Source organism: Amycolatopsis sp. NPDC047767, from assembly GCF_040704195.1.
Lineage (GTDB): Bacteria > Actinomycetota > Actinomycetes > Mycobacteriales > Pseudonocardiaceae > Amycolatopsis.
In genome coordinates, this window is sequence record NZ_JBEYSJ010000009.1 from 1 (window position 1) to 25,872 (window position 25,872).

23 protein-coding genes are annotated in these 25,872 nt (G+C 72.9%); 9 read left to right on the top strand and 14 right to left on the bottom strand.

What is annotated here, in order from left to right; genetic code table 11:
• Window positions 1-144: 144 nt before the first annotated feature.
• From AB0878_RS17970 to AB0878_RS17995, 6 genes are all read right to left on the bottom strand, one after another.
• Complete coding sequence (locus tag AB0878_RS17970) at window positions 145-1,068, bottom strand: aromatic acid exporter family protein (protein ID WP_366581127.1); 924 nt, start codon at window positions 1,066-1,068, stop codon at window positions 145-147.
• A 196-nt stretch (window positions 1,069-1,264) separates the two neighbouring features.
• Window positions 1,265-1,978, bottom strand: coding sequence for a TetR/AcrR family transcriptional regulator (locus AB0878_RS17975; RefSeq protein ID WP_366581129.1), 714 nt, complete (start codon window positions 1,976-1,978; stop codon window positions 1,265-1,267).
• A 99-nt stretch (window positions 1,979-2,077) separates the two neighbouring features.
• The gene (locus AB0878_RS17980) at window positions 2,078-3,595 is read right to left on the bottom strand and encodes a pyruvate, phosphate dikinase (RefSeq protein ID WP_366581131.1); all 1,518 of its coding nucleotides are present in this window, start codon (window positions 3,593-3,595) and stop codon (window positions 2,078-2,080) included.
• Complete coding sequence (locus AB0878_RS17985; RefSeq protein ID WP_366581133.1) at window positions 3,592-4,401, bottom strand: SDR family oxidoreductase; 810 nt, start codon at window positions 4,399-4,401, stop codon at window positions 3,592-3,594. The genes AB0878_RS17980 and AB0878_RS17985 overlap by 4 nt, the downstream gene beginning before the upstream one ends.
• Window positions 4,398-5,819 (bottom strand): aldehyde dehydrogenase family protein, encoded by a 1,422-nt coding sequence (locus AB0878_RS17990; protein ID WP_366581135.1) that lies wholly within the window; start codon window positions 5,817-5,819, stop codon window positions 4,398-4,400. Before AB0878_RS17990 ends, AB0878_RS17985 begins: the two co-directional genes overlap by 4 nt.
• Window positions 5,812-7,029: a cytochrome P450 gene (locus tag AB0878_RS17995; protein ID WP_366581137.1), complete on the bottom strand. Its 1,218-nt coding sequence runs from the start codon at window positions 7,027-7,029 to the stop codon at window positions 5,812-5,814. Before AB0878_RS17995 ends, AB0878_RS17990 begins: the two co-directional genes overlap by 8 nt.
• A gap of 150 nt (window positions 7,030-7,179) precedes the next feature.
• On the opposite strand from AB0878_RS17995, the gene AB0878_RS18000 reads away from it, so the two are divergent.
• Together AB0878_RS18000 and AB0878_RS18005 are read left to right on the top strand one after the other, a co-directional pair.
• Window positions 7,180-8,703: an AMP-binding protein gene (locus AB0878_RS18000; RefSeq protein WP_366581139.1), complete on the top strand. Its 1,524-nt coding sequence runs from the start codon at window positions 7,180-7,182 to the stop codon at window positions 8,701-8,703.
• Window positions 8,704-8,706: 3 nt separating this feature from the next.
• Window positions 8,707-9,327 carry a MarR family transcriptional regulator gene (locus AB0878_RS18005; RefSeq protein WP_366581141.1) on the top strand — a complete coding sequence of 207 codons (621 nt, stop codon included), beginning with the start codon at window positions 8,707-8,709 and terminating at the stop codon, window positions 9,325-9,327.
• A 70-nt stretch (window positions 9,328-9,397) separates the two neighbouring features.
• On the opposite strand, the gene AB0878_RS18010 is transcribed toward AB0878_RS18005, so the two are convergent.
• From AB0878_RS18010 to AB0878_RS18020, 3 genes are read right to left on the bottom strand one after another with little or no spacing between them, the layout of a single operon-like run.
• The gene (locus AB0878_RS18010) at window positions 9,398-11,137 is read right to left on the bottom strand and encodes a PEP-utilizing enzyme (RefSeq protein ID WP_366581143.1); all 1,740 of its coding nucleotides are present in this window, start codon (window positions 11,135-11,137) and stop codon (window positions 9,398-9,400) included.
• 56 nt (window positions 11,138-11,193) lie between these two features.
• Window positions 11,194-12,339, bottom strand: a complete 1,146-nt coding sequence (locus AB0878_RS18015) for an FAD-dependent oxidoreductase (protein WP_366581145.1) — start codon at window positions 12,337-12,339, stop codon at window positions 11,194-11,196.
• A 3-nt stretch (window positions 12,340-12,342) separates the two neighbouring features.
• Window positions 12,343-12,531 (bottom strand): ferredoxin, encoded by a 189-nt coding sequence (locus AB0878_RS18020; RefSeq protein ID WP_366581147.1) that lies wholly within the window; start codon window positions 12,529-12,531, stop codon window positions 12,343-12,345.
• Between the two features lie 192 nt (window positions 12,532-12,723).
• Between AB0878_RS18020 and AB0878_RS18025 the strand changes: the two genes are divergently transcribed.
• Window positions 12,724-13,500, top strand: a complete 777-nt coding sequence (locus AB0878_RS18025; protein ID WP_366581148.1) for a 5'/3'-nucleotidase SurE — start codon at window positions 12,724-12,726, stop codon at window positions 13,498-13,500.
• Window positions 13,501-13,539: 39 nt separating this feature from the next.
• On the top strand, window positions 13,540-14,421 hold the full coding sequence (locus AB0878_RS18030; protein WP_366581150.1) for an SMP-30/gluconolactonase/LRE family protein: 882 nt from the start codon (window positions 13,540-13,542) through the stop codon (window positions 14,419-14,421).
• Here AB0878_RS18030 and AB0878_RS18035 read toward each other — a convergent pair.
• The gene (locus AB0878_RS18035; RefSeq protein ID WP_366581152.1) at window positions 14,396-14,887 is read right to left on the bottom strand and encodes a GNAT family N-acetyltransferase; all 492 of its coding nucleotides are present in this window, start codon (window positions 14,885-14,887) and stop codon (window positions 14,396-14,398) included. The two genes, AB0878_RS18030 and AB0878_RS18035, sit on opposite strands and share 26 nt — an antisense overlap.
• Before the next feature lie 76 nt (window positions 14,888-14,963).
• Window positions 14,964-15,413, bottom strand: coding sequence for an Lrp/AsnC family transcriptional regulator (locus tag AB0878_RS18040; protein WP_366581154.1), 450 nt, complete (start codon window positions 15,411-15,413; stop codon window positions 14,964-14,966).
• 126 nt (window positions 15,414-15,539) lie between these two features.
• Here AB0878_RS18040 and AB0878_RS18045 point away from each other — a divergent pair, with 126 nt between their 5' ends.
• Window positions 15,540-19,052 carry an indolepyruvate ferredoxin oxidoreductase family protein gene (locus AB0878_RS18045; protein WP_366581643.1) on the top strand — a complete coding sequence of 1,171 codons (3,513 nt, stop codon included), beginning with the start codon at window positions 15,540-15,542 and terminating at the stop codon, window positions 19,050-19,052.
• On the opposite strand, the gene AB0878_RS18050 is transcribed toward AB0878_RS18045, so the two are convergent.
• Window positions 19,042-19,782, bottom strand: coding sequence for a hypothetical protein (locus tag AB0878_RS18050; RefSeq protein WP_366581156.1), 741 nt, complete (start codon window positions 19,780-19,782; stop codon window positions 19,042-19,044). The genes AB0878_RS18045 and AB0878_RS18050 overlap by 11 nt on opposite strands.
• Window positions 19,783-20,050: 268 nt before the next feature.
• On the opposite strand from AB0878_RS18050, the gene AB0878_RS18055 reads away from it, so the two are divergent.
• Window positions 20,051-21,016 carry an FUSC family protein gene (locus AB0878_RS18055; protein ID WP_366581158.1) on the top strand — a complete coding sequence of 322 codons (966 nt, stop codon included), beginning with the start codon at window positions 20,051-20,053 and terminating at the stop codon, window positions 21,014-21,016.
• Between the two features lie 147 nt (window positions 21,017-21,163).
• Entirely contained in the window at window positions 21,164-21,580 is a 417-nt protein-coding gene (locus AB0878_RS18060; protein ID WP_366581160.1) for a hypothetical protein, read from the top strand.
• Between the two features lie 66 nt (window positions 21,581-21,646).
• Here the strand turns inward: AB0878_RS18060 and AB0878_RS18065 are convergent, their stop codons facing one another.
• Window positions 21,647-22,954 (bottom strand): MFS transporter, encoded by a 1,308-nt coding sequence (locus AB0878_RS18065; RefSeq protein WP_366581161.1) that lies wholly within the window; start codon window positions 22,952-22,954, stop codon window positions 21,647-21,649.
• A gap of 30 nt (window positions 22,955-22,984) precedes the next feature.
• On the bottom strand, window positions 22,985-23,914 hold the full coding sequence (locus AB0878_RS18070) for a dihydrodipicolinate synthase family protein (protein WP_366581163.1): 930 nt from the start codon (window positions 23,912-23,914) through the stop codon (window positions 22,985-22,987).
• 88 nt (window positions 23,915-24,002) lie between these two features.
• On the opposite strand from AB0878_RS18070, the gene AB0878_RS18075 reads away from it, so the two are divergent.
• Window positions 24,003-25,028 (top strand): LacI family DNA-binding transcriptional regulator, encoded by a 1,026-nt coding sequence (locus tag AB0878_RS18075; protein WP_366581165.1) that lies wholly within the window; start codon window positions 24,003-24,005, stop codon window positions 25,026-25,028.
• Between the two features lie 114 nt (window positions 25,029-25,142).
• The gene (locus tag AB0878_RS18080) at window positions 25,143-25,844 is read left to right on the top strand and encodes a phosphatase PAP2 family protein (protein WP_366581167.1); all 702 of its coding nucleotides are present in this window, start codon (window positions 25,143-25,145) and stop codon (window positions 25,842-25,844) included.
• The last annotated feature ends 28 nt before the right edge of the window (window positions 25,845-25,872 follow it).

Genomic DNA, 25,872 nt, shown 5'->3' on the forward strand with positions numbered 1-25,872 from the left:
CCTCGGGCCCTACCCCGACGAGGCCACCGCCCGCCGCGCCCTCGACATCGCCCGCGAGCGCAACCGCCAGGCCGATCCGACCGCCCGAATCCGGAAACCGGCTCAAAGGCGATCTCGCACGCCACGCCGGAGGCGGGGCCAAAATTACAGCTCCCGCAGGAGCGCGGCGATGCGACGGAGCGGCCGTCGCGCGATGGCGCCGAGGCGGGTGCCGTCGGTTTCGGCGTTGTGCAGGATGGCGGCTTCCGCGGTGGCCAGGGCCGGGGGGTCGGGCGTGCCGGTGAGGGCGGCGGTCACGGCGTCGGAGAGGGGGCCCGCGACTTCCGACGTGTCGGTCGGTTCGCCGCGGGCGGTGAGTTCGGTGGTGTCCTCGAAGTGGATGCGCACGAGGGTGCCGATGTCGGAGGCGGCCTGGGCGAGGGGCACCAGGGCGGCGAGGTGGTCGGTCTCGGTGCGGCGCCACCACGGGTGGGAGCGCACGGCTTTGCGCGCCAGGGCGAGCTTTCCCGGCAGCGCGCGGGCGCGGGTCTCGACCGCGCGCACCGCCTCCTCGTCGAGTGGCGCCCGGAGGTTCCGGGCCAGTTCGGCCGCGGTCTCGTGGAGTTCTTTCACGAACGTGCGGGCCGGGTTCGCCGGCAGCAGCAGCGGCGCCAGCACCACGGTCACCCCGGCGCCGACGGCCGTCTCCCACAGGCGCGACAGCGCGTAGGAGTCCGGGTCGGTGCTGGCGAACACCAGCAGCGCCGACACGGCGACCTGGATGTTGAGCGTGCCGCCGATGCGCAGCACGATGCCCACGGCGAGCGCCAGCGCCAGCACGAGTGCGAGCGCCCCGGCGGACGGGTGCACCACACGCAGCACGAGAATCCCGATCGACAGCCCGCACACCACACCGGCCACGCGCGCCAGGGACACGTTCAGCGTCGAGTACGGCGCGTCCCGGATGGACACCAGCGGCACGATCACCGCGTACACCGGAGGCTGCCGCGCGCCCAGCCACACACAGATCTGCCACGCCACGGCCGCCGTCACCACGATCCGCAGCGCGAACGGCCCGTCCGTGCGCAACAGCTCGCCCGCGCGGCTGTGTTGTCTGCCCCGGCTCCGCCGAGGCGTGCGAGATCGCCTCAAGCCGGCTTCTTCCCTCCCGGTTTTCGCCCAGCCCAGGGGCTGCGCGAAAACCGCTCAGTCCGGAAGCCGGCGCGATCTCGCCGGGTGTCGGTCGTCGTCATCGGCTCATCCTCGGGCCGAACGGCGGATCCGTCTAGCGGTCGGCCACGAACGGCAGAGACCGGTACCAGATCTGGCCGATCACCGAACCGAGGTCCTGGATGCGTTCGGGCCGGGGCGTCACCGGCAGAAGTCCGATGTGGACGTAGGCCATCTGCTCGATGAGCGAGCCGAGGGCCTCGGCGTGGAGCTCGTAGTGGGTGGCCTCGATGACGCCGCTCTCGTGGAGCCGCCGCAGCCAGCGTTCGGTGCGGTGGACGAAGCCGGAGCGCACCTGGAGCCACAGTTTGAGGAAGCCCTCGTTTTCGCTCGCGGCCGCGGCTTCGCGCATCACGCGCAGCAGGTGGCGGTTGCGGGCGTACGAGTGGAGGTACGCGATGGTCTGCTCCACCAGGTGGTGCTGCTCGTCGCCGGAGCGTGGTGCGGTGGCCGAGGCCGCCGCGAGCTCCTCCAGTGCCGGTTGCAGGGCCGCGAGGAAGATGTCGTCGAGGCTGGTGAAGTGGCGGTAGAAGTTGCCCTGCGCGGTGTCGGCGCGGTTGGTGATGTCCGAGACGCGGGTGCGTGTGTAGCCGTACTCGGAAAAACACGCCGTGGCGGCCTGCACGAGCTTGTCGCGGGTCTGCGCGCCGCGTTTGTTGGGGCGCTTGTCCACGGCGTCGGGCTGCAGCGCGGCGATCAGTTCGCGGACGCGCACGCGCGCGGCCTCCGCCCGGTCCTCGCCGGTCGTCTCCTGCGTGCTACTGCTCATCTTCTGCTCACCCAACCGGTCATTCGCGTCCGCCGACGATACTGTGCACATCGTTGCCAATCCGACCACAGTCACGGCCGAATGACTTCGCGGCAACGGTTACGTGCCGCGCGGGGGGCCGGCCTGCTTTTCGGCCGGATCAGTACTGTGCACCAGCGCGAGCAGCTCGGGCAGCGCGCCGTCGCCGCCGGTCCGTGCGGCGGCCCACTCCGTGAGCGTCGCCGCGGGACCGTCGACGGTCGTGCCCGCGCCGCTCGCGCGGTCGCCGTCGAGCACCGCGCCGGTCGTGCCGTCGACCGTCACCAGGCGGCCGCGCAGCGCGTCGACGGTGCCGTCGCCGCAGCCGACCACGCACGGGATGCCCGCCTCCCGGCACACCAGCGCCGCGTGCGAGGTCGACCCACCGTGCTCGGTCACGACGGCCGCCGCGGCGAACATCGCCGGCACGTCCTCGGGGGACGTGAACGGCCGCACGAGCACCACGGCGGTCCCGGCGTCGGCGGCGTCCAGCGCTTCGTCCGGGTCGGTCACGACCTGGCCCACACCCAGGCCGGGGCCCGCGCCGGTGCCGCGGGCGAGCTCGACGCCCTCGGCCGCGCCTGCCGTCTCCAGCAGCTGCGTGGCCTGGGCCGGGGTCACGCGCGTGAGCGCCGTGTCGACGTCGATCAGGCCCTCGCCGACGAGGTCCACGGCGATGCGCGCCGCCGCGCCCGGCGTGCGCTTGCCCGCCCGGGCCTGCAGCACGTAGAGCGTGCCGGACTCGATCGTGAACTCCACGTCGACCATGTCGCCGTACTCGCGCTCCAGCACCCCGGCCAGGCGGAGCAGCTCACGGTGGTTGCCCGGCTGCGTGCGCGCCAGCTCGTCGAGCCGCGCCGGGGTCCGCTCGCCGGACACGACGTCCTCGCCCTGCGCGCGGGCCAGCCACTCGCCGTAGACGCCGGGCTCGCCGGTGCCGGGGTCGCGGCTGAACAGCACCCCGGTGCCGGACTCGGCGTCGCGGTTGCCGAACGCCATGGCCTGCACGGTCACGGCCGTGCCGCCGAGATCGGTGATGCCGTGGTGCTCGCGGTAGCTCACCGCGCGCGGCGAGAACCACGAGCGGAACACGGCGCCGATCGCCGCACGCAGCTGCTCGCGCGGATCCGCGGGCGGCGGGCCGCCGACGATGCCGGAGTACGAGCGCTCGAACCGCTCCCACGTGTCCGCGGCCCACGCGGGGTCGCCCGACTGTTCGGCCAGCGTGTCGCGCAGCTCGGCCGTGAGGCCGAGGTTGAGGACGGTGTCCATCATCCCGGGCATGCTGCGGGCGGCACCGGAACGCACGGACACGAGCAGCGGCCAGCCCGGTCCGCCGAAGCGGCGGCCGGTGCGTTCCTCCAGGTGCGCCAGGTGGTCGATGACCTGCGTCCAGACGGCGTCCGGCAGCGTGCCGCCCGCGTGGTAGGCGGTGCAGACGTCCACGGTGATCGCGAACGCCGGCGGCACCGGCAGGCCGAGCGAACGCATCCGGTTGAGGCTGTGGGCCTTGCCGCCCACGAGGTCGCGGCCCAGCGGGCGCGTGCCGTCGAGGGGAAGCACGGTCTCGGTCGACTCGGGAGGCGCCGTGGTGGTCACCGGGTGGTCCTTTCGGTGCTGGGCTCGACGGTGCCGGGCTCGGCCACCGCGGCCAGGTGCGTGCGCGCGGCGGCGAGGCCGCCTTCGACGGGCAGGTCGATGCCGTTGACCCACGAGGCCGCGGGGCTGAGCAGGAACGCGGCCGCCGCGGCGACCTCGCCGGGTTGTCCGTGCCTTCCGACCACGGCGCCGGCGCGGTCGATCGACTCGGCGCCCATCGACTCGCGGAAGTCGGCCAGGATCGGCGTGTGCACGGGGCCGGGGCTCACGCTCACCGCACGGGCGCGCGGCAGCAGCCGGGCGGCCAGCCGCGCGCTCCAGGCGACGAGCGCGGCTTTGGACGTGTCGTAGGCGGCGGCACCCGAGAGCGGGAACTGCGCGAGCCAGTCCGCCAGCTCAGCGTCGCTGTCCACAGCGCACAGCCGGTCGAGGGCCTCGGCCGGCAAAGTGTTGCGGTGGGCGGCGATGGACGCCACCGTCACCACGGCGCCGCCCTCGGCCAGGCGCGGCAGCAGCGCTTCGGTGAGCACGCGGGTGCCGACCACGTTCACCGCGAGCACGGTCGCGGCGGGCGCAGTGCCGGGCACACCGGCGACGTTGGCGATGCCGTCCAGCTCGGCGACGCTCGCCGCGGCCTCGCGCACGGCGGCGAAGTCGGTGAGGTCCACCCGCAGGGCCCGCTCCACGGGCACGGGGATCTCGGCGCGGTCGACGCCGATCACGGCCACGCCGTCGTCGGTCAGCTGCCGGGCCAGCGCGAGGCCGACGCCGGACGCGGCGCCCGTGACGAGGATCCGGCGCGTCATCGCAGCACCGCCTGCACCGCGGTGAGGTCGGCGATGCCTTCGGCGCCGAGTTCCCGGCCGTAGCCGGAGTTCTTGCGCCCGCCGAACGGCACACCGGGGCGTTCGCGGGTGCGTACGCCGTTGATCTTGACCTGGCCCACGCGCAGCGTCCGCGCGAAGCTCTCGGCCCGGTCGGGGTCGGCCGACCAGACCTCGGCGGACAGCCCGAAGTCGCTGTCGTTCGCGACCGCGGTGGCGTCCGCCTCGTCGGTGTAGGGCTGCACGACGAGCACGGGACCGAACACCTCCTGGCGCACCAGCGGATGCCGGGCGTCGAGTCCGAAGTAGACGCGCGGGCCGACGAAGAACCCGTGCGAGGGCAGCAGTTGCAGCGGCGGTGTCACCGCGCGGTCGTCGCCGGCGGTGTCGAGCAGGTGGCGCACGCGCTCGCGCTGGCGCGCCGAGGCCAGCGGCCCGAACGTGGTGACCGGGTCACGCGGGTCGCCGGCGACCACGGCGTCGAGTGCGTCGATGACCAGTGCTTCCACGTCGGCGAGCGCACTGCGCGGCACCACGATCCGCGTGGTCGCGTTGCACGCCTGCCCCGAGTTCACGAGACCGCTCTTCACCGCCGCCGGGACGGCGCGCGCCAGGTCCGCGTCCGGCAGCAGCACGGCGGCCGACTTGCCGCCCAGCTCCAGCGTGGTCGACGCGGTGTGCCCGGCGGCGAGCGCGGCCACCGCCTGCCCGGCCGGGACGCTGCCGGTGAACGACACATGGGACACGCGCGGATCGGCCACGAGCGCCTCCCCGGTCACCGGTCCGGTGCCTTGCACGACCGAGAACACGCCCGGCGGGAAGCCCGCTTCCAGCGCGGCGGCCGCGATGAGGTTCGCGTCGAACGGGGTGGCCTCACTCGGCTTGAGCACCACGGTGTTGCCGGCGGCGAGCGCCGCGCCGACCTTCGCGATGATCTGGTGCGCCGGCATGTTCCACGGCGTGATCGCGCCGACCACGCCGAGCGGCACGCGGTGGAGCTGCGCGCCGTCGATCTTCTCGGTCCACCCGAACGCCCGCGTGGCCGTGGCGAACGCGCGCAGCACCCGCGGCGGCAGGTCGCCCTGGCTCGCCGCCGCGAGCGTGGCGGGCATGCCCATCTCGCGCGTGATCAGCGCCGCGAGCTCGCCCGCGCGGGCCTCGAGCAGGTCGGCCAGCCGGTCGAGCAGGTCGGCGCGGTCGGCCGGGCCGGTCCGTTCCCACTCCGGGAGCGCCGCGTCCGCCGCGGTGACGGCCTCGGCCGTCAGCGCAGGGCCGGCTTCGGCCGTCTCGCCGATGGGCTGCTCGGTGTACGGGTCGACGACGGGGATCGCGGGCCCGTCGGGCGTCCGCCACTCACCCCCGACGAGGCACGCCGCGCGCCCCAGCCACTGCTCAGCCACGGTCGTTCACCAGCCGCACCGGCAGCCGCTTCACGCCGCGGAAGAAGTTGCTGCGCAAGCGTTCCGGCGGCGCCTGCACGTCCACGCGCAGGGCGCGCTCACGCAGGCGGCGCAGGAACAGCTGCGCTTCCAGCCGCGCGAGGTGCGCGCCGAGGCAGGCGTGCACGCCCCAGCCGAAGCCGAGGTGCTCGTTGGGCGTGCGCTCCGCGCGGAACTCGTCGGGCGCGGTGAACACCGTCTCGTCGCGGTTGCCCGAGGCGAACCACAGCACCACTTTCTGCCCGGCCTCGATCGTGCGGCCGTGCAGCTCGACGTCGCGTGTCGCGGTCCGCCGCATGCACAGCACCGGCGACACCCAGCGCACCATTTCCTCGACGGCGCCCGGGATCCGGTCCGCGTCGGCGCGCAGCGCCGCCCACTGCTCCGGGAACGCGCCGAAGGCGATCATCCCGCCGGTGAGCAGGTTCCGCGTGGTCTCGTTGCCGGCGACCATGAGCAGCAGGTAGTACGCGTCGAGCTGGCCGCGGTTGAGCGGCTCGCCGCCCGGCGCGGCGTGGGCGAGCACGCTCACCAGGTCCTCGGCCGGGTTCGCGCGTCGCTCGGCTTCCAGCTCGTGGAAGAAGGCGAAGATCTCGTCGCGCGCCCGGGCGGCGGTCTCCGGACCCGTGCTGTACTCGGGGTCGTCCGACGCCATCTGGTTGGTCCAGCGCTGCATGTGCGGGCACGCCTCGGGCGGCGCGCCGAGCAGCCGGCTGATCACCAGCAGCGGCAGCTGCGCGGCGACCGTGTGCACGAAGTCGAAGGTGCCGCCGTGCTCCAGCGCGGTGTCGAGCAGCCCGTCGATCACCGTCACGATCTCGCCCTCGAGCGGGCGGACCTTCGCGGGCCGCACGTGCGGCACCACGAGCTTGCGCAGCGCCCCGTGGCGCGGCGGGTCCATGTTGTGGATGCTGGGTTCGCCGTGCCCCTCGGCGCGGCGGTCCGGGATCTGCGTCCCTTCGGCGGAGGAGAAGCTCTCGTGGTCGGCGGCGATGCGCTTGATGTCGGCGTACCGCGTGACCGACCAGAAACCGCGGCCGCCGGGTTCGTCGTTCCAGTGCAGCGGATCGTGCTCACGCAGCTCGCGGAACGCCTCGTGGTCGGACCCCGTGGCGAACAGGTCCAGATCCATGAGGTCGACGGCTGTCGCGCCGGACGTCTGTTCGGACACCGCTGTCCCTTCTGTCGCGCCTTGCTGGATTGCGAACGCTCAATCACTACAGCACATCACGTCCGAGAACGGAAGAGCTAAGCAAGGGCGTTGCGGTGGCGCTCGTTCGTGACATAGCATTCACAAACAGTCGAGAAGGAGGTCGATGGCGTGTACCCCGCCCCGATTGCGCGCGAGCGGCCCGGCGCCCGGGCGTACGTGATGGCGCCGAGCGGCGAGAGCCTCACCTACGCCGAGCTCGAGGCCCGCTCCAACCAGGTCGCGCACCTGCTGCGCGAGCGGGGGATCGGCCCCGGCGGCACGCTGCTGCTCGTGCTCGAGAACCGGCTGGAGTGGCCGGTGCTCGTCGCCGCGGGCATGCGCTCCGGACTCTACGTGACCCCGGTGAACTGGCACCTGCGCAGCGGTGAGCTCGGTCCGCTGCTCGCGGAGGCGGTGGGCGACGGCGGCTCGTGCGCGATCGTCACCAGCGCCCGCCGCGCCGACGTCGTCGCCGAAGCACTGCGTGAGGTGGAGAAACCCGCGCTGCTGCTGTCCGTGGACGCGGGCGGCGACCTGGAATTCCTCGGCGACGCGGTGGCCGGCCGGCCCGAGACGCCGATCGACGGCGAGCTGCTCGGCGCGCGGGTGCTCTACAGCGGCGGCAGCACCGGGCGGCCCAAGGCGTTCCGCCAGCAGCTGCTCGGCGTGCACCCGGCCGACGCGCCAGCCCGCCACGCGGGGCTCGCGGCGAAGCTGGAGCTGGCCGCCGACACCGTGTTCCTGTCTCCGGCGCCGAACTACCACGCCGCGCCGTTCACCTTCCAGCTCATCACGCTCTCGCTCGGCGGGACCGTCGTGTGCCTCGACCGGTTCGACGCGGAGGGCTCGCTCGCGGCGATCGCGGCCCACGGCGTGACGCACTCCCAGTGGGTGCCCACGATGCTGCTGCGGCTGCTGCGCCTGTCCCCGGAAGCCCGGGCGCGCCACGACCTGAGCAGCCACCGCGTCGCGTTCACCTCCGGCGCGCCGTGCCCGCCCGAGGTCAAGGCGGCGATCATGGACTGGTGGGGGCCGATCCTGCACGAGTACTACGGCGCGTCCGAGGGCTACGGCCACACCTACGTCGGCCCGCACGACGCGCTGGCCCACCCGGGCACGGTGGGGAAACCGTTGTCCGGCAGCGTGCACGTGACCGACGACGCCGGGCGCGAGATCCCGGCGGGCACCGTCGGGAAGGTGTGGTTCGCGCCGGGCGGCTCGGCCTACCGCAACGCCGGCGACGCGGGTGCCGACTTGCGCAGCGTCGGCGACCTCGGCCGCCTCGACGAGGACGGGTTCCTCTACCTCGTCGGCCGTGAGGGGCACACGATCATCTCCGGCGGCGTGAACGTCTACCCGACCGAGATCGAGGACACCCTGCTCACGCACCCCGCGGTGGCCGACGCCGCCGTGATCGGCCTGCCGGACCCCGAGTTCGGTGAGGGCGTGACCGCGGTGATCGAGCCCGCCGGCGAGGTGAGCGGGGCCGAGCTGATCGGGTACTGCCGCGAGCGGCTGGCCGGGTTCAAGGCGCCGCGGCGCGTCGAGTTCGTGGTGAGCCTGCCGCGGCTGCCGACGGGCAAGCTGAACAAAACCCTGCTGCGAGACCGGATCCTGTCCGGCGACTCCGGTGCATCCGGCGAAGGAGCGTGACCCATGACGACGTCCACCCGAACACGGTTCCTCGTGCTCCACGCGTTGCGCGTGAAGGGCCTGGCCCCCGACCCCGTGCTGCAGGCGCTCACGGGACTGCCCGCGGACGAGGTGGCCGCCGAGGTCGCCGCGCTGGTCGACGACGGGCTCGCGGTGCGCCGGGAAGGCCGGCTCGCCGGGACCATGCCGACGCCGGCCGGGCGCGCCGCCCACCCGGAGCTGCTCGCGGCCGACGTCGCGGGTTCCGCCGAGGCGCTTTCCGTGGCGTACGAAGCGTTTCTGCCGGTGAACGGCGAGTTCAAGCGCGTCTGCTCGGCCTGGCAGTTGCGACCGTCTGGCGAGCCCAACGACCACGCCGACGCCGGGTACGACGCCGAGGTGGTCGAGTCGCTGGCGGAGGTGAACGCGAAGGTGACCGGCCTGCTCGACGCACTGACCGCGTCGGCCGGCCGGTTCGGCACCTACCCGGTGCGCCTCGCCGGAGCGCTGGAGCGGGTGCGGGCCGGGGAGACCGCGGCGTTCGCCCGGCCGATGGCCGACTCGTACCACGACATCTGGATGGAACTGCACCAGGACCTCCTGCTGTCCGCCGGCCGGGAACGCTCGGCCGCCGACGAAGGCTGAACAAACGTCCGTGTCCCAAGGGAAAGGGCCTGCACCCCACGCGGAGTGCAGGCCCTTTCCCTTGCCGGAGCTAGACTTCCAGCACCGTGACGGTGCCGGTGGTGCCGTCGACCTCGATGAGGGCGCCGTCCGGGATCCGGGCCGACGCGGCCGTCGCCGAGACCACGCACGGGATGCCGAGCTCGCGGCTCACGATCGCGGCGTGGGAGAACGGCGCGCCGACGTCCACGACCACCGCGGCGGCGGGCACGAACAGCGGCGTCCACGACGGGTCGGTCAGCGGGGCCACCAGGATCTCACCGGGCTCCAGCGCCGACGGGTCGTCGGCGTTCGTGACCACGCGGGCGCGCCCGCGCGTCGAGCCGTTGCAGCCGGGCACGCCCTGGATGATCTCGCCGGCGACGGCGGGCTGCACCTCGCGGCCCGAGCGGCGCGGCCAGTTCTCCACGGGCTCCGGCTGGCCCACGACCACGAACGGCGGCTCGCGGTCGAACAGGTCCAGGTAGGCCGCTTCGCGGTCGCGCAGCGTCGTGGTGAAGCTCGCCGGGTCGGCCAGGAACGCGTCGAGCTCGTCGGCGAACAGCATGAAGATCTGCTCGGGGCGCTCCAGGTGCCCTTCGGCGGTGAAGCGGCGGCCCAGCTCGAGGGCGGGCAGGCGCAGCTCGTGCATGACCATGGCGCACGACGTGCGGCCGCGTTCCCGGCCCCGCAGCCACAGCGCGGCCGCGTGCAGCACGGCCTCGAACTGGCCCAGCGCCTCGTCGTTGCCCGCCAGCGCGGCTCGCACGCCGGCGGAGGCCGCCTCGCGCTGCTCGACGCGTTCGGCGTTCTTCACCGCGGGCGACGCGGAGTCGTCGGCCTGGCGCATGCGGTCCACAGTGGACAGCACGAGCGAAGGCTTGACGCCCCACGTCTTCGCGCGGATCTCCCACTCCGACGGGCCGCGGAAGTCCCACGCCGTCAGGAACTCGTCGAGCTGACGGGTGAAGGCCACGACCTCGGGATCACTGCTCGCGCGCAGACGCTCGACCAGGCCGTCCTGGCCCTCGTCGAACAACGCGGCCACCGGGCCGGTGCGGGCCAGGCGCGAGAGCGCCCACATGCCGGTGGACGGGCCGGTCGAGTCGATGTCGCCGATGCCGGCCACCAGCGTCAGCGCGAGCTCGGGCTTGCCGATCGCCTCGGTGAACTGCGCGACGGCACCCAGGCCGACGCCGGCCTTGAGGCTCGCCTCGATGTGACGGCTCAGCAGCGGCCGCAGCACGTCGTTGAACGAGGTGATCCGCTCGCGCAGCTCCTGGTTGCCCAGGTCGGCGATGGCGGGGCGGTTCTTGCGGATGTCCTCGACGGTGCGCCGGTCGGCGTCGTAGGCCGCGAGGTCCGTGGCGCCGAGGACCTGCTCGGCCAGCCACTGCCCGGCCGTGGCCTCGAACTCGGGGTTGTCGTCGAAGTCGCGCTTTTCGCTTTCGTACGAGGGGATCCCCGGCAGGTCGCCGAAGTACTGCAGGTCCACCGCTTCCGGCGTCATGCCGGGCACGCGCACGCCGAACAGGCGCATCAGGGACATGTTGATGTAGAGGTAGCTGCCGAACGCGGGGAGCACGTTGTGCTGCACGGCGGAGTCGTAGGTGGCGTGGTCCCACACCCCGCACGCGACGAACGCGTCGTCCCAGCCGGGCGAGAGGTTCGCCTGGAAGCCCGCCGAGGCGTTGAGCGGGCTGATCGGGTCGGGGAAGATCTCGCCGATGTTGGCGCGCGAGTAGATCGGGAAGACCGCCGACGCCTTGTCGTAGATGGGCCACTGGGTCATGGAGACCTCTCCTCGTCATTGAGTGGTGTGGGTGTGGTTTCTTGCGGTGCGGTGACTCAGGCGGACGTGAGCCGCCGCCGTTCGAGGGCGAGCTGCTTGGGCAGGCCGAACGCGACGGAGCCGACGTGCCGGCCGCCGGCCGAGTAGCGGGCGACGAACTTGTCCCCGGCGAGGCTGCCGTGCACGAGCTCCACCTGATCGCCGCGGCCGGGAAGCCCGACGCCCTGGATGCGCAGGCCGCACTGGTCGGACCAGAACGAGGGCACGGCGTCGAACGGCGTCTGCGGGCCGTGCAGCAGCGTGCGCGCGGCCGCAGCACCGAGCGCGGCGGTGGTCCAGTGCTCCACGCGCACCGGCGCGCCGAGCAGCGGGTGGGTCCAGCGGGCGACGTCGCCCGCGGCCACGACGTCCGGCACGACGGCGCCGGATTCGTCGAGCACGCGGAGGTATTCGTCGCAGCGGACACCGCCGGACACGTCGACGCCGCTGCCGGCGAGCCAGCCGGTGACCGGGCGGACGCCGGTGGCGATCACGACCACGTCGGCGCGCACCGCGCGGCCGTCGGACAACACCGCGCCGGTGACGCGGTCCCGGCCGAGGAACTTCACGACCTGGGTACCGAGCAGCCAGCGCACGCCGCGTTCGCGGTGCAGCCGCTCGACGCGCCGGGCGACGTTCTCGCCGAGCACGCGGATCAGCGGGTGGGGGAGCGGGTCGGCGACGGCCACGGGCAGCCCGAGGTCGCGGCACGTCGAGGCGAGCTCGCAGCCGATGAAGCCGGCGCCGAGCACGAGGACGCGGCCGGTGAGGTCGGCTTTGAGGGCGCGGGCGTCGTCGAGGGTGCGCAGGACGTGCACGCCGGGCGGGCGGGTGAGGCCAGCGGGGATCACCGGGGCCGAGCCGGTGGCGATCACGAGCCCCGTGAAGTCGAGCTCTTCGCCGTCTTCGAGGACGACGGTGCGGCCGTGCAAGGCCGCGACGGGGTTGCCGAGGCGCCAGGTGACTTCGGTGTCGCTTTCGGACAGCGCCAGGGCGGATTCGCCGGTGGCGCCGGTGAGCAGGCCCTTCGACAGCGGCGGCCGGTCGTAGGGCCGGTGCGCTTCGGCGCCGGCCACCACGATCTCGCCGCGGAACCCCTCGGCGCGCAGCGCTTCGGCGGCCCGCCAGCCGGCGAGCCCCGCTCCCGCGACCACGATCCGCACGGGCTACTCCGAGATCCGGATCGCGCGGGTGGGGCAGGCGCGGGCCGCGCGGTGCACCGCTTCGCGCAGGTTCGCGACCGGCCCGAGGTCGACGTGCAGCACCGCTTCGTCGTCGAGGCTGAACACCTCGGGCGCGGCGAACTCGCACTGCCCGTGGCTCTCGCACAGGACCGGGTCGACTTCGACGTTCACGGGTCACTCCTCGCGGCCAGTTTGTGACGTGCAGATCACATAATGCGGACCCGGGGGCTTCTGGTCAAGGGGGTGACTTGCGTATCTTGGCTGGACAAGTTCCTTTATTCGGAGTTGGGCGTGGACACAACAGCGAACGTGTGGTCACAATCTAGCGATCCGAACACTCCGACGAACCGGGAGCGGGCGACTGTGCGGGTACTGCTCACGAACGACGACGGCATCGAAGCCCCTGGCCTGCTCGCGCTGGCCCACGCCCTGCGGGACGCGGGGCACGACCTCGTCGTGGCCGCGCCCGCGGGGGACAGCAGCGGCAGCGGCACGTCGCTCGGCGCCATCGACCACGGCACGATCGTCGCGTGCGAGCCGCACGCGCTGCCCGGCCTCGACGGCGTGCCGGCGCACCGCGTGTCCGCGCCGCCGGCGTTCGCCGTGCTCGCGGCCTGCTTCGGCGCCCTGGGCCCGCCGCCCGACGTGGTGGTGGCGGGCATCAACGACGGCCACAACACAGGCCGCTCCGTGCTGCACTCCAGCACCGTCGGCGCGGCGCTCACCGCGTCGACCGCCGGCCGCTCCGCCCTCGCCGTCAGCTGCGGCGACCGCCCGGGCGCGCGCTTCGACACCGCCGCCGCGGTGGGCGTCGCCGTGCTCGACTGGCTGGTCGCCCACGCGCCCAAGCGGACCGTCCTCAACGTCAACGTGCCCGACGTGGACCTCGCCGACCTGCGCGGCGTGCGCTGGGCACGGCTCGGCCGCGTGGGCTCGTCGGGCCTGATGATCAAACCCGCCGCCGACGGCCTGCGCCTCGAACGCTTCCCGACGGCCCAGGACGTGCTGTCCCTGGAAGAGCACGCCGACACCGACGCCGCCCTGGTGGCCGCCCGCTGCGTCGCGGTGACGGGCCTGCTGGGCGGGCCGCGGGAGGTCTCGGACCTGGGTTCACTGGAGGGCGTGCTGCCCGTCGGCTGAGTAGGCTCCAGGCCGGGAAATCCGGCGGCTGGGGGCCAGATGTACGTCGAAGCGGAGTTCGAGAGGTTCGACGAGCGGTTCGGGCGCGTCGGCGGTGACGCGCGGCTGGAACGGCTCTACGACGGCTGCCGCTGGGCCGAAGGCGCGGTGTACTTCCCGGCGGCGCGCTCGCTGGTGTGGAGCGACATCCCCGACGACCGGATGCTGCGCTGGGACGAGACGACCGGCGCCGTCGGCGTGTTCCGCCACCCGGCGGGCTACGCGAACGGCAACTCTCGCGATCGCCAGGGCCGGCTGCTCACGTGCGAGCAGGGCCCGCGCCGGGTCACGCGCACCGAGCACGACGGCTCGATCACCGTGCTCGCGGATCGCTTCGAGGGCAAGCGGTTCAACAGCCCCAACGACCTCGTCGAGGCGGCCGACGGCGCGGTCTGGTTCACCGATCCGCGCTACGGGATCTCCAGCGACTACGAGGGTTTCCGCGCCGAGAGCGAGATCGGCGGCGACCACGTGTACCGCATCGACCCGTCGGGCTCGGTCACCGTGGTGGCCGACGACTTCGAGCGGCCCAACGGCCTGGCGTTCTCCCGCGATGGCTCGCAGCTCTACGTCGTGGACACGCAACGCGGCCATCTGCGCCGCTTCGACGTGACCCCGCGCGGCACGCTGACGGGCGGTGCCGAGATCGCGCGCTGCCGCCAGGGCAACTTCGACGGGCTGCGCCTCGACGACCAGGGCCGCCTCTGGGCGGCCACCGGCGGTGGGGTCGACTGCTTCGCCCCCGACGGCACACTGCTCGGCGGCCTGAAGGTGCCCGAACCCGTCGCGAACCTCGTGTTCGGCGGCCCGAAGCGCAACATCCTCTACATCTGCGCGACGACGTCGATCTACTCGATCATGCTGACCGTGACGGGTGCGTGAGGCCCCGCACCATCTTCAGCGCCGGTCGCCGGTAGTGCACCGTGCCTTCTTCGAGGAAGCCGCGCCGGCGGTAGAGGGCGATGGCCGCCGCGTTGTCCTCGAACACTTGCAGCCGCACGGTGCGGGCGTCCTGGGATGCGGCCCATTGTGCGACGGCTTCGATGAGCGCGTCGCCGACGCCGTGGCCGCGCGCGAACGGCGCGACGTACATCGAGTGCAGGTCCACGACGCCCTCGTCGTCGGGGGTTGTGCCGCTGGCCATGCCGGCGTCGCGGCCGTCGACGGAGGCGAGGACGTTGAACGGCCGGTCCGTGAGCCGCGCGCGCCAGCGGGCCTCGGTGTCGCCGTCGCCCTGCCAATCGGCGAGCTTCGCGCCGAACGCGTGGGGCGCCTCGGACAACGCGGTGAGCCGCAGGGCCCGCCACGCGCGCCAGTCGTCCGCCGTCAGTTCCCGGATCTCTGCCACGCCGTCCACGATCGCGGCCCCGAACCGCGGCCCGCAAGGAGATTTCCGTATAACGACATATACCGCAGCCCGGGGATCAGCCGGCTTCCACGGCCTCCGTCGAACTGCCCAGCGTGATGAACGTCTTCGTGCCCACCACGCCGCCCGACACGCGGATCGCGTCGATGACCTGGCGCAGGTGGGTCACGTCGCGGGCGCGGATGTGGCACAGGGCGTCCGGATCGCCGGCGATGAGGTACACGGCCTGGACCTCGGGCAGGTCGCGCGCGAGGCGTTCGATGTCCGGGGGCCGGGTGCGGCCGGTGTAGCGCAGCTCGGTGAAGGCCTCGATGTTCCAGCCCAGCTTGGTGTAGTCGATCTGCGCGGTGAAGCCGGTGATCACGCCGGTGGCCTGCAGTCGGTCGACGCGGCGCTTCACGGCGGGCAGGGAAAGTCCGACTTCGGCCGCCATGTCCGCATACGAACGCCGGCCGTCGACGCGCAGGAACTCCACGAGGCGCAGGTCGATGTCGTCGACGCCGGCCATGGCACCTCCTGGCAAGAAATTAAAGTGGATACCAGGTGCACGTTACATAGTTGCGTCATCGTGGCCAGGCCGCGCACCGATCTTGCGCCGTGAGAGGCTGAGGTTTCTCCTGTGTCCCACGTAACTGTGCCCGTCCCACCAGGCCCCCGCCACGCCCCTGCGAGAGGAGCGCCCCACGTGCTCACCGAACCGGTTTCGCTGGACGACAAGTACGTCGCCGACCACGGCCGCGCGCTGATCTCCGGCGTCCAAGCGCTCGTGCGGCTCACGCTCGAGCAGCGCCGGCTCGACGAGGCCCGCGGCCTCGACACGCGCGTGTTCGTCTCCGGCTACCAGGGTTCCCCGCTCGGCGGGCTGGATCAAGAGCTCGCGCGTGCCAGGAAGTTTCTCGACCCGGCCGGCGTCGTGTTCCGGCCCGGGGTGAACGAGGAGCTGGCCGCCACCGCCGTCGCCGGCACGCAGCTGCTCGGCAACGTCCCCGGCCGTCGCCACGCCGGCGTCACCGGCTTCTGGTACGGCAAGAACCCGGGCCTCGACCGCGCGGCCGACGCGATCCGCCACGGCACGCTCGCCGGCACCGCCTCGCTCGGCGGCGCGGTGGCGTGGATCGGCGACGACCCGGCGTGCAAGTCCTCGACGGTGCCCAGCTCGTGCGAGCCGATGGCGCAGAGCCTGGCCATGCCGCTGCTCGCGCCGGGCAGCGTCGCCGAGATCATCGAGTTCGGCCTGCACGCCGTGGCGCTCTCGCGCGCGAGCGGGCTGTGGACCGGTCTGAAGATCGTCGCGGACATCGCCGACGCGTCGGCCACGGTCGACATGGACACCCTGGCCCACGGCATCCCGATGCCGCCCGAGACCCTCCGCCCGACCGGCCGCGCGCTGGTCGGCGCGCCGGCGCTCGACGCCGAGCACGACATGTTCACCCGCCGCCTCGACCTGGCCCGCGCCTACGCCCGCGCGACCGGCCTCAACCGCGTCACCTTCACCGCCCGCGCGGCCAAGCTCGGCGTGCTCGCGTCGGGCACCGGCTACGCCGTGGTGCAGCGCGCGCTGCAGGACCTGGGGCTCGACGAGGCCGCCATGGAGGCGCTCGGCCTGCGGCTGATCCGCCTGGCCATGCCCTACCCCGTCGACGCCGACGTGCTGGCCGAGCTCACCGAGGGCCTCGACGAGGTGCTCGTGGTCGAGGACAAGGTGCCGTTCCTCGAAGGCCACCTCAAGGAGGCCCTCTACCGCCGTCCGGGCGCGCCGAACGTCGTCGGCCGCCAGGACGAGAGGGGCCGGCCCCTGCTCACCGGCCGGGGCCAGCTCGTCGCGGAAGACGTGGCGAAGGCGCTGGTCAAGCGCATCGAGGCCGTCGTCGGCCCGGACCGGTTGCCGCGCACCGCCGCCGTGCACCTGGACGCGATCACGCCGCCGCGCCCGGCGCGCATCGCGCTGCCCACCGCCACCGCGCCGCGCACGCCGTTCTTCTGCTCCGGCTGCCCGCACAACGTCTCCACGCGCACCGGCGACGACACCCTCGTCGGCGTCGGCATCGGCTGCCACGCGATGGTGGCCATCGACGGCGCGGGCCGCGGCCACCAGATCGGCCTCACGCAGATGGGCGGCGAGGGCGCGCAGTGGCTCGGCCTCGCGCCGTTCACCGACGACCGCCACTTCGTGCAGAACCTCGGCGACGGCACGTTCCACCACTCCGGCTCGCTCGCGATCCGCGCGGCGGTGGCCGGCGGCGTGACCATGACCTACAAGCTGCTCTACAACGACGCGGTCGCCATGACCGGTGGCCAGCGCGCCGAGGGCCGCCTCGACGTTCCCGCCATCACGCGCCTGCTGGCCGTCGAAGGGGTGCGGCGGATCGTGATCACCACCGAGAGCCCCGCCGACTACCGCGGCGTGTCGCTCGACCCGATCGCCTCGGTGCGCCACCGCGACGATTTCGCCGAGGTCGAGGCCGAGCTGGCCGCGACCGACGGTGTCACCGTGCTGATCCACGACGACCGGTGCGCGGCCGAGGAACGCCGGCTGCGCAAGCGCGGCCAGCTGCCGACGCCGGCCGAGCGCGTGGTCGTCAACGAGCGCGTGTGCGAGGGCTGCGGCGACTGCGGCGACGTGTCCACCTGCCTGTCGGTGCGGCCGGTCGAGACGGAGTTCGGCGCCAAGACGCGCATCCACCAGTCCTCGTGCAACAGCGACTTCACCTGCCTCAAGGGCGACTGCCCGTCGTTCCTGCTCGTGACGCCCGGCACGAAGAAGCCGCGCCGCGAGGTGCCCGAACTCCCCGTGGTGCTGGCCGAACCGGCGGCCCGGCTGTCCGAAGTGGACACCGTGCTGATGCGGATGCCCGGCATCGGCGGCACGGGCGTGGTCACGATCTCGGCGGTGCTGCAGATGGCCGCGCACCTCGACGGCCGCTTCGCCGCCGGTCTGGAGCAGACCGGCCTGGCGCAGAAGGGCGGCCCGGTCGTCTCCGACATCCGGATCTCGAAGTCGCCGGTCACCGGTTCGCTGCGGGCCTCGCGCGCGACCGCCGACGTGCTGGTGGGCTTCGACCTGCTGGGCGCGGCCGACGCGGGCAACCTCGCCACCTCGCGGGCGGGCCACACCGTCGCCGTGGTCAACACGGCGCTGGTGCCCACGGCCGCGATGGTCACCCACCGCGTAGTGCTGCCCGGTTCGAACGACGACGCGCTGGAGAAGATCGGCGCGGTCACGCGCGACCTCGTGGCGCTCGACGCGAACGAGCTGGCCGAGGAGCTCTTCGGCGACCACATGCCGGCCAACATGCTGCTCATCGGCGCGGCCTACCAGCACGGCGTGGTGCCGATCTCGGCCGACGCGATCGAGGCGGCGATCCGCCTCAACGGCACGGCCGTGGAGAAGACACTGGCGGCGTTCCGCTGGGGCCGCGCCGCCGTCGTCGACCCGGCCGCCGTGCGGGCCGCCGCGATCGCCCCGGCCCTCGCGGAGGTGCCGGTGGACGCCGTGGCCGCGACGATCGCCGCCGGTGACCTCGAGCAGGTGCTGGCACCGCGCGTCGCCGACCTGATCGGCTTCCAGGACGAGACGCTGGCGCGCCGCTACGCCACCCAGGTCCGGAAGCTCGCCGCGGAGGCGGCCGAACGCACGGATGCCGACACGGGCGCCCGCATCGCTTCCGCGTACGCGCGCGGGCTGCACAAACTGCTGGCGTACAAGGACGAGTACGAGGTCGCGCGCCTGCACCTCGACCCGGTCGAGCGGGCGCGGCGCGAGGCGGAGTTCGGCGTGGACGCCGACGTCGCCGTGCTGCTGCACCCGCCCGTGCTGCGCGCGATGGGCATGAAGCGCAAGATCCGCCTGCGCGGGCGCACCGCCACGGTGGCCTTCCGCACGCTTCGCGGCGCGCGCCGCCTGCGCGGCACGCGGGCCGACGTCTTCGGGTACGCCAAGGTGCGCCGCGTCGAGCGCGCGCTGCCGGGGGAGTACCAGCACCTCGTGGAGCGCGGCCTCGCCCACCTGACCCCGAAGACGGCCGACGCGTTCACCGAGCTCGCCGCGTTGCCCGACGTCGTGCGCGGCTACGAGGACATCAAGCTCGCCAACGTCGAGACCTTCCGCACCCGCGCGGCGGAGCTGCTGGCCACGATCACCGCCTGAGCCCTGCCCGTCCCGCTCCACAAAGGACTCGGCCACAAAGGACCCGGACCGGGAGTGGCGCCGCCGCGGCCGGGGTGCGAGGCTTCCGCGGGAAGATCGCGGAGACGGTGGGGTGCGAGTGAACGTTCTGGCGCGCGGCGGCGGTTTGCTCGTCGTGATCCTGGTGGTGGTCGGCGGCACGGCCGGGCTCGGGGCCGTGCTCGGCCTCGGCGGCACGATGATCCTCGCCGGGCTGACCGCGTTGTTCTGCTTCATCGCGGCCAACGGCGGTCCGCTCGTGCCCGATCTCAAGCTGCTGGCGGCGTTCGCGCCGGCGGTGGTGATCGGCGCCGCCGGGCCGCGGCTGCTCGGGCCGGTCTCGCCAGTCGCGGCGATCGCGTTGCTCGTGGCCGTGGTGTTCTGCGCGGCGCTGCTGCCGGCACTGGGCGCGCGGTACGTGACCGTGGGCCTCGGGCTCGGGATGTCGTCGGTGTTCGGCTACGGCTTCCAGCTCACGGGCACGGCGAGCGTGGTGCAGATCCTCGGCGCGCCCGCGCTGGCCATCGGCGTGGTGTTCGTGCTGCGGCTGCTCACCGGCCTGGGCGACCCGGGCAAGCCGACCCGCGCCGCGCTGGCCGACGCGCTCGCCGGGCCGGACCGCGAGAGCGCCGAACGCGCCGTGCGGCTGTGGCTGGCCGACCGGCCGCTGCGCTGGCAGGCGCGCGTCGTCGCGGCGGGCCTGCGCTGCCACGGCACGGCGGCGGTGCTGCGCGACCGGCTGCGGGTACTGGACGCCGAGCAGGCGGCGGCCGTCACGGCGGTGCTGGCGGCCGTCGATGCGGCCCTGACGCAGCTCGCGGACGCGGTGCGCGCCAAGAACCTCGACCCGGCCGACGTGCCGGAGGTCGAGCGCGTCGACCCGGAGATCGGCCTGCCGGGCGACACCCGCGTGCTGATCGACGACCTGTGGACGGCGGTCGCGGCCGTGCGAGGCGGCCTCGACGCGCGACGAGTCCCTCGTGGACTTCCCCCGTCACATCGTGCGCACCGCGTTGCGCCGCGAGGCCGCCGGCGCGTTGTCGTGGCGCTCGGCCCAGCTGCGCCACGCCGTCCGGTGCGCGCTGGGCATGCTGCTGGCCGTCGTGATCGCCTCGTTCCGCCCGGGCGACCCGCTCACGGTGTCGTTCCTGATGACGACGTTCGCGATCATGCAACCCGAATGGCGCGACGCCCTGGCGAAGGTCTGGCAGCGCGTGGCCGGTTCGGTGGCCGGGGCGGTGGTGCTCGTGCTCGCGCTGTGGCTGCTGCCGCATTCGGCGCTGTTGCCGCTGGGGCTCATCGCGTTGCTGGTCGGGTTCCCGTTCATGCAGGCGAAGCCGATGGTGTTCAACGGGTGCATCGTGCTGATGAGCGTGAGCGTCAACGCGGTCACCAAGCACCTCGACCCCGGCGCCACGCTCGCGGAATACGTGCTGCTGGTGGCGCTCGCCGTCGCGATCGCGCTGCTGTTCGGGTTCGCCGCGGTGCCGGGGGTGCCGAAACCGCCGGTGGCGCAACGCTTTTCCGAAGCGACCACGGCGATGGGCGAGCTGCTCGGATCAGTGGCCGCGCGTCTGCGCGGAGAACCGGGTGGCGACGCGCGCGAGGTCGGCCCGCGCTTCCGCACGGCCGTGCGCACGCACCAGGACCTCCTCGCGCCCGAACCCGGCAGCCGTGGCCCGGACTCCGCGCAGCGCGACGCCCTCGACGAGTCCGTGGAAGGCCTGCGTGGCCTCGCGGCGTCGGCCGGCGCGATGCTGCAGCGCCGCACCGGTTCGGCCGAGCTGGCCGGCTTCACCGCCGACGCCGCCGCGGCGCTGACCACCGGCGCGCCGCCGCCCGCGCGACCGGACCTGCCGGACGAGGAGGAGCGCCTGCTCGCCGATCTGGTCCTCGCCGACGTGCTGCGGATCAGCCACGGACGCGCGGTCCTGACCCCGGCGTGAATACGTTTCATTTTCCACGGAGGAATTCGTGGCAACCCTAAGTCATTCCTAAATGACCTCATTCGAGGTGCGCCGCTCGCTCATTCCGTTGTACGTTCTGTTCGCGGCGAGATGATCTTGCCGCTCCTACTGGAGGGAACAGAACACATGGGGAAGCGGATTTCGCGGATCGGTGCGCTCGGCGCCACGGTCGCGGCGGCCGGCACGCTCGTCGCGGGCGCGGGGGTCGCGAACGCGGCGCCGGCCAGCGCGTGCACCGACCCGCACCAGGCCTCGGGCATCATCGGGAAGTGGGGCCCGGTCAGCAAGTCGAACTGCGCGATCTTCGGCCGCCCGGGGTTGCGCGCGGGCTACGGCTGGAACGTGCAGGAAGGCACCAACCAGTCCGCGTGCGTCCAGGGCTGGGGCTTCGACGCGAAGCACCCGAAGGGCGGCTGGTTCAGCCTCGGCTGCGGCAAGAGCGGCAAGATGACGGTGCCGTGGGGCAACATGGCCGCCAACCCGCAGGTCCGGGTCAAGAGCATGGGCGGCAGCATCGCGGTGATCGTCGACTGGCGCCAGTGACGTGATTCCGGTGCCCGCCGGCCATTCCCCGGCGGGCACCGGAACCAATCCGAAAACCGTCATTCGCTATTCGATGGCGACGATGTGGCGTCCGGTTCGGTCGGGCGCGATCGCGGAGAAAACAATCCCCGCCAACGGGCCCAGAATACCCAGTGCCAACGCGAGCGGAATGCCGCCGCCCGCCAGCGTCAGCGCGAAAAGCGGATACACGCCGGCACCCAGGCCGCGGCCGACGTAGTAACTGCTGTTCGCGCCCGTGGACCGGATGCGGGTCGGGTAGTACTCCGACATCCACACGCCCAGCACGCCGAATCCGCCGCAGGCCGCGGCCGACCACATGAGCGCCCAGAACGTGGCATCGCCCCAGAAGGACGTGCTCACGTGGTCCGTGCCGCTCAGGACCTGGCCGAGGAACCAGCCGAAGCCCGCCACCCCGAACACGCAGCTGGCCAGGAACGCGTACTTGCGCCGCACCAGGTCCGACAGCGCGCCCGTCGCCGAGTACGCGAGGATCGTGAACACGTACCCGATCAGCACCACGCCGCTCGCCGTGCCCAGCGGCAGGTGCTGCACCTTCAGCAGGTACGTGGACAGGTACACGCCGACGGAGTTGGTCGTGAGGAACATGGCCGTGGACAGCACCATGAAGATCACGCTGCCGTAGACCACCTTGGAGCGGAACACGTCCAGGATCGGCACGCGCGTACGCCGTAGTTCGGGTGGCAGGGTGCCTTCGCGCAGCCGCCGTTGGTACTCGAGCCAGTGGCGCGACTCCGGCAGCAGCCGGAACGCCGCGAGCCCGATCACCACGCTCACCACGCCGATCACGACGTAACCGGTGCGCCAGCCCAGATCGTTGCCGAACCACGACAGGCACGCATACAGCACGCCGACCGTAACGATCTCGCCGAGGAAGTACATCGACTGGATCAGCCCGCCCATCGTGCCGCGGCGGGTGGTTTTCCAGCACTCGGTGAACATCGAGAACGACAGGCCGAACAGGCCGCCCATCCCGAGCCCGGCCAGCAGCCGGGTGACCAGGAACGTCCCGAAGTTCGGCGCCAGCCCGCCGAGCGCGGCGGCGATGCCGAAAGCGAGCACGGAGATCGCATACGTGCGGCGGCGCCCCAGCGTGTCACCGAGCCAGCCGAACAGGAAGCCGCCCGCGATCGAGGCGAAGCCCTGGAACGTCGCCACGCTCACCAGCGTCACCGTGGACACGTGCAGCGAGCCGGACAGGTAGGTGAGCGGGTAGCCGACGAGGTTGAGCTCGGCGCCGTCGAACAACGAGCCGAGGAACGCGAACACGAGGATGAACCGCAGCTCCCGGCGGCTCCCGGTTCTCGGTGGTGCCTCTGCTGACACAGCGGTCATTGGTGTGCCTTCCGAAGCGGTGGGGAGGGGTCAGAGCACCTTGCCGAGACCGGCGTGGGCGAGGGCGGCGGCGACCTCGTCGTCGGCCTCAGGGGCGAGCGGCAGCAGCGGCGAGCGCACGTAGGCGTTGGGGATTACCCCGCGCTGCACCAGGCCCAGCTTCAGCGCGACGCTGCCCTCCATGTGCGAACCGCGGTGGTACACGGCCTTGGTCAGCGGCAGCAGCCGGTCGTGCACCGCGCGCGCCGCCGGGTAGTCGCGGCGCTTGCCGGCCTGCAGCAGCTCCCACATGCCCTCGGGCGCCAGCGCGCCGTAGCCGACGAGCGCGCCGTCGACGTCGAACATGGTGTGCAGCAGGTACTCGTCGTGGCAGGTGAGGATCTGCAGGTCGGGGAACTCCTTGCGCAGCACCGGGACCTCGGTGTCCCAGCGGCGCATGTTTCGCACGCCGTTCTTGATCGCGAACACGGAGTCGAGCTCGGCGATCTTGAGCTGCTCGGTGAGGTTGTAGCTCGCCTTTGTGACATCCGGGTACTGGAACAGGATCTGCGGCAGACCGGAGATCTCGCCGACGATGCGGTAGCGGTCGGCGGCGGCGCCGGGCTGGAAGCCGAAGCGCAGCCAGCTGTGCGCCGGGTAGAGCAGCACGCCCGCCGCGCCGGCCTCGCCGTAGCGCTTGGCCTCTTCACCCGCGACGCGGCTGCCGTCGCTGATCACCCCGGTGATGATCGGCTGCTTGCCCTCCACGGCGCCGACCAGGGTTTTCACCACGTCGCCGCGCTCGGTCTCGGTCATGCTGGCACCTTCGCCGGCGTGCCCGTTGCACACGATGCCCTTGACGCCCGGCAGACCGGCGAGCCAGCGCCCGTGCACGGCCAGGGCTTCGTGGTCGACGTCGCCGCTCTCGGTGAACGGGGTGACACACGCCGGGACGAGGCCGCGCAGATCGAGAGACTTCATGACACTCCCTTGTTTCAGGCTGTGCAAACGATGGGGGAATCGGTTGCACAACGGTAGGCTGCGGGTTGCGCGAGAGTCAAGGAGCCGCATGAGCGAGCGAACACCGGAGAGCACCCGGGAGCCGGGGGTCCGTCCGACGATCAGCGACGTCGCGCTGGCGGCCGGCGTCAGCAAGTCGACGGTCTCGCGCGCGCTCAACCCCGAGCACCGGTTCTTCCGCAGCCCGTCGGCGGCGCGGATCCGCGAGATCGCCGAGGGCGTGGGCTACGAGCCGAACCCGGTCGCCGCCAACCTGCGGCGCCGGCAGACCAACACCTTCGGCGTGCTCGTGCCGCGGCTGACCGACACGGTGATGGCGATGTTCTACGAGGAGGTCGCCTCGGCGTGCACGCGCCGCGGGTACCACGCGCTGGTCGCGACCTCGCACGACGAGCCGGAGCTCGAGCGCGAGAACGGCCGGATGCTGCTCGGCCGCCGCGTCGACGGCCTGATTCTCACCACCGCGCGCACCGAAGGCGGCTTCTGCCAGGAACTGCTGGAGCGCGAGGTGCCGCACGTGCTGGCGATGCGCACGTTCGGCGACAGCGCCGCCGCCGTGGGCGACGACCGCCTCGGCGGCTACCTCGCCACGCGGCACCTCCTGGACCTCGGGCACCGCCGCATCGCGCTGGTCGCCGGCCCGGACTACGCGTCCAGCGCGCTCGGCCGCCGGGCCGGGTACGAGGACGCGTTGCGCGAAGCCGGGTTGCCCGCGTTCGTCCTGCCCTCGACGTTCAGCATGGAGAGCGGCGAGGACGCCGGCCGGGCCCTGCTCGCCCTGGACCCGCGCCCCACCGCCGTCTTCGCCGTGAACGACAACACCGCCGTCGGGCTGCTCTCGGCCGTGCAGCGCGCCGGCGTGCGGGTGCCCGACGAGCTGTCCGTGGTGGGGTACAACGACATTCCCCTCGCCGCGCGCCTGCCGGTGCCGCTCACCACGATCCGGGTGCCGTTCACGGAGATCGCCGGCGCGGCCGTGGACCTGCTGATCGACGTGGGCGCCGGCGTGCCGGCCAGCACACGCCGGTTCGCGCCGACGTTGATCCCGCGCGGCACCACGCTGCGGGTGGGGTGAGGGGCCCACGTCCGTCCACAGGGGACGGGTCCGTGCGGAACCAGTGCGCAGTTGTTGCAGACCCATGACATTTCCCGGCCCCGCCGCGGACGAAGCGTTGGCAGGCTGGACGGGGTGAACAACCGAGTGCTCAGCATCGCCTGGCGGCTGGTGGCCGCCGTCCTCCTCGTCGTGGCGACGGGGGTGACGTACTTGCTGCTGGTCCGCACGGAGTCCGGCCAGGAGGCCGACCAACGGGTCCTGGAGACGTTCGACCCGTCGTTCACCCGCGCGTCGGGGGAGGTGCCGCTGCCGCTGGAGGTCCCGGTGCCGGCGCTGTTCGCCCTCGCGCTCGTGCTGGTCGTGGTGATCGGCCTGGTACGGCGCGCGTACCGGCGCACGGCGGCGGCCGTCGGGCTCATGGTGGTGGTCGCGGGCTTCGCGCAGCTGCTCAAGGTCGCCCTCGACCGGCCGAACCTGGCCGAGCGCATCCACTCCACCAGCAACAGCTTCCCCAGCGGCCACGTGACGGTGGCCGCGATGAGCGTGTTCGCCCTGCTGCTCGTGCTGCCGCGCGTCGGGCGGTTCGTCGCGGCGCCGCTGGGTGTCGCGTGGATCGTCGCGGTCGGCGTCTCGACGCTCACCGTGGGCTGGCACCGCCCCAGCGACTGCCTCGGCGGCTTCTTCCTCGCGGCGGCCGGCTACGCGCTGGCCTCGGCGTGCGTGGTCGAACGCCGCGGCCCACGGCTGCCCGCCGACGCCGCGACCGTGGAACTGGCTGTACCGCGGCCGGCGCCGGGGCAGCAAGACCGGCAGCCGTTCTCCGTACCGCGCTGACGGATCGGTACCCGGCTGTTGCCCTGCC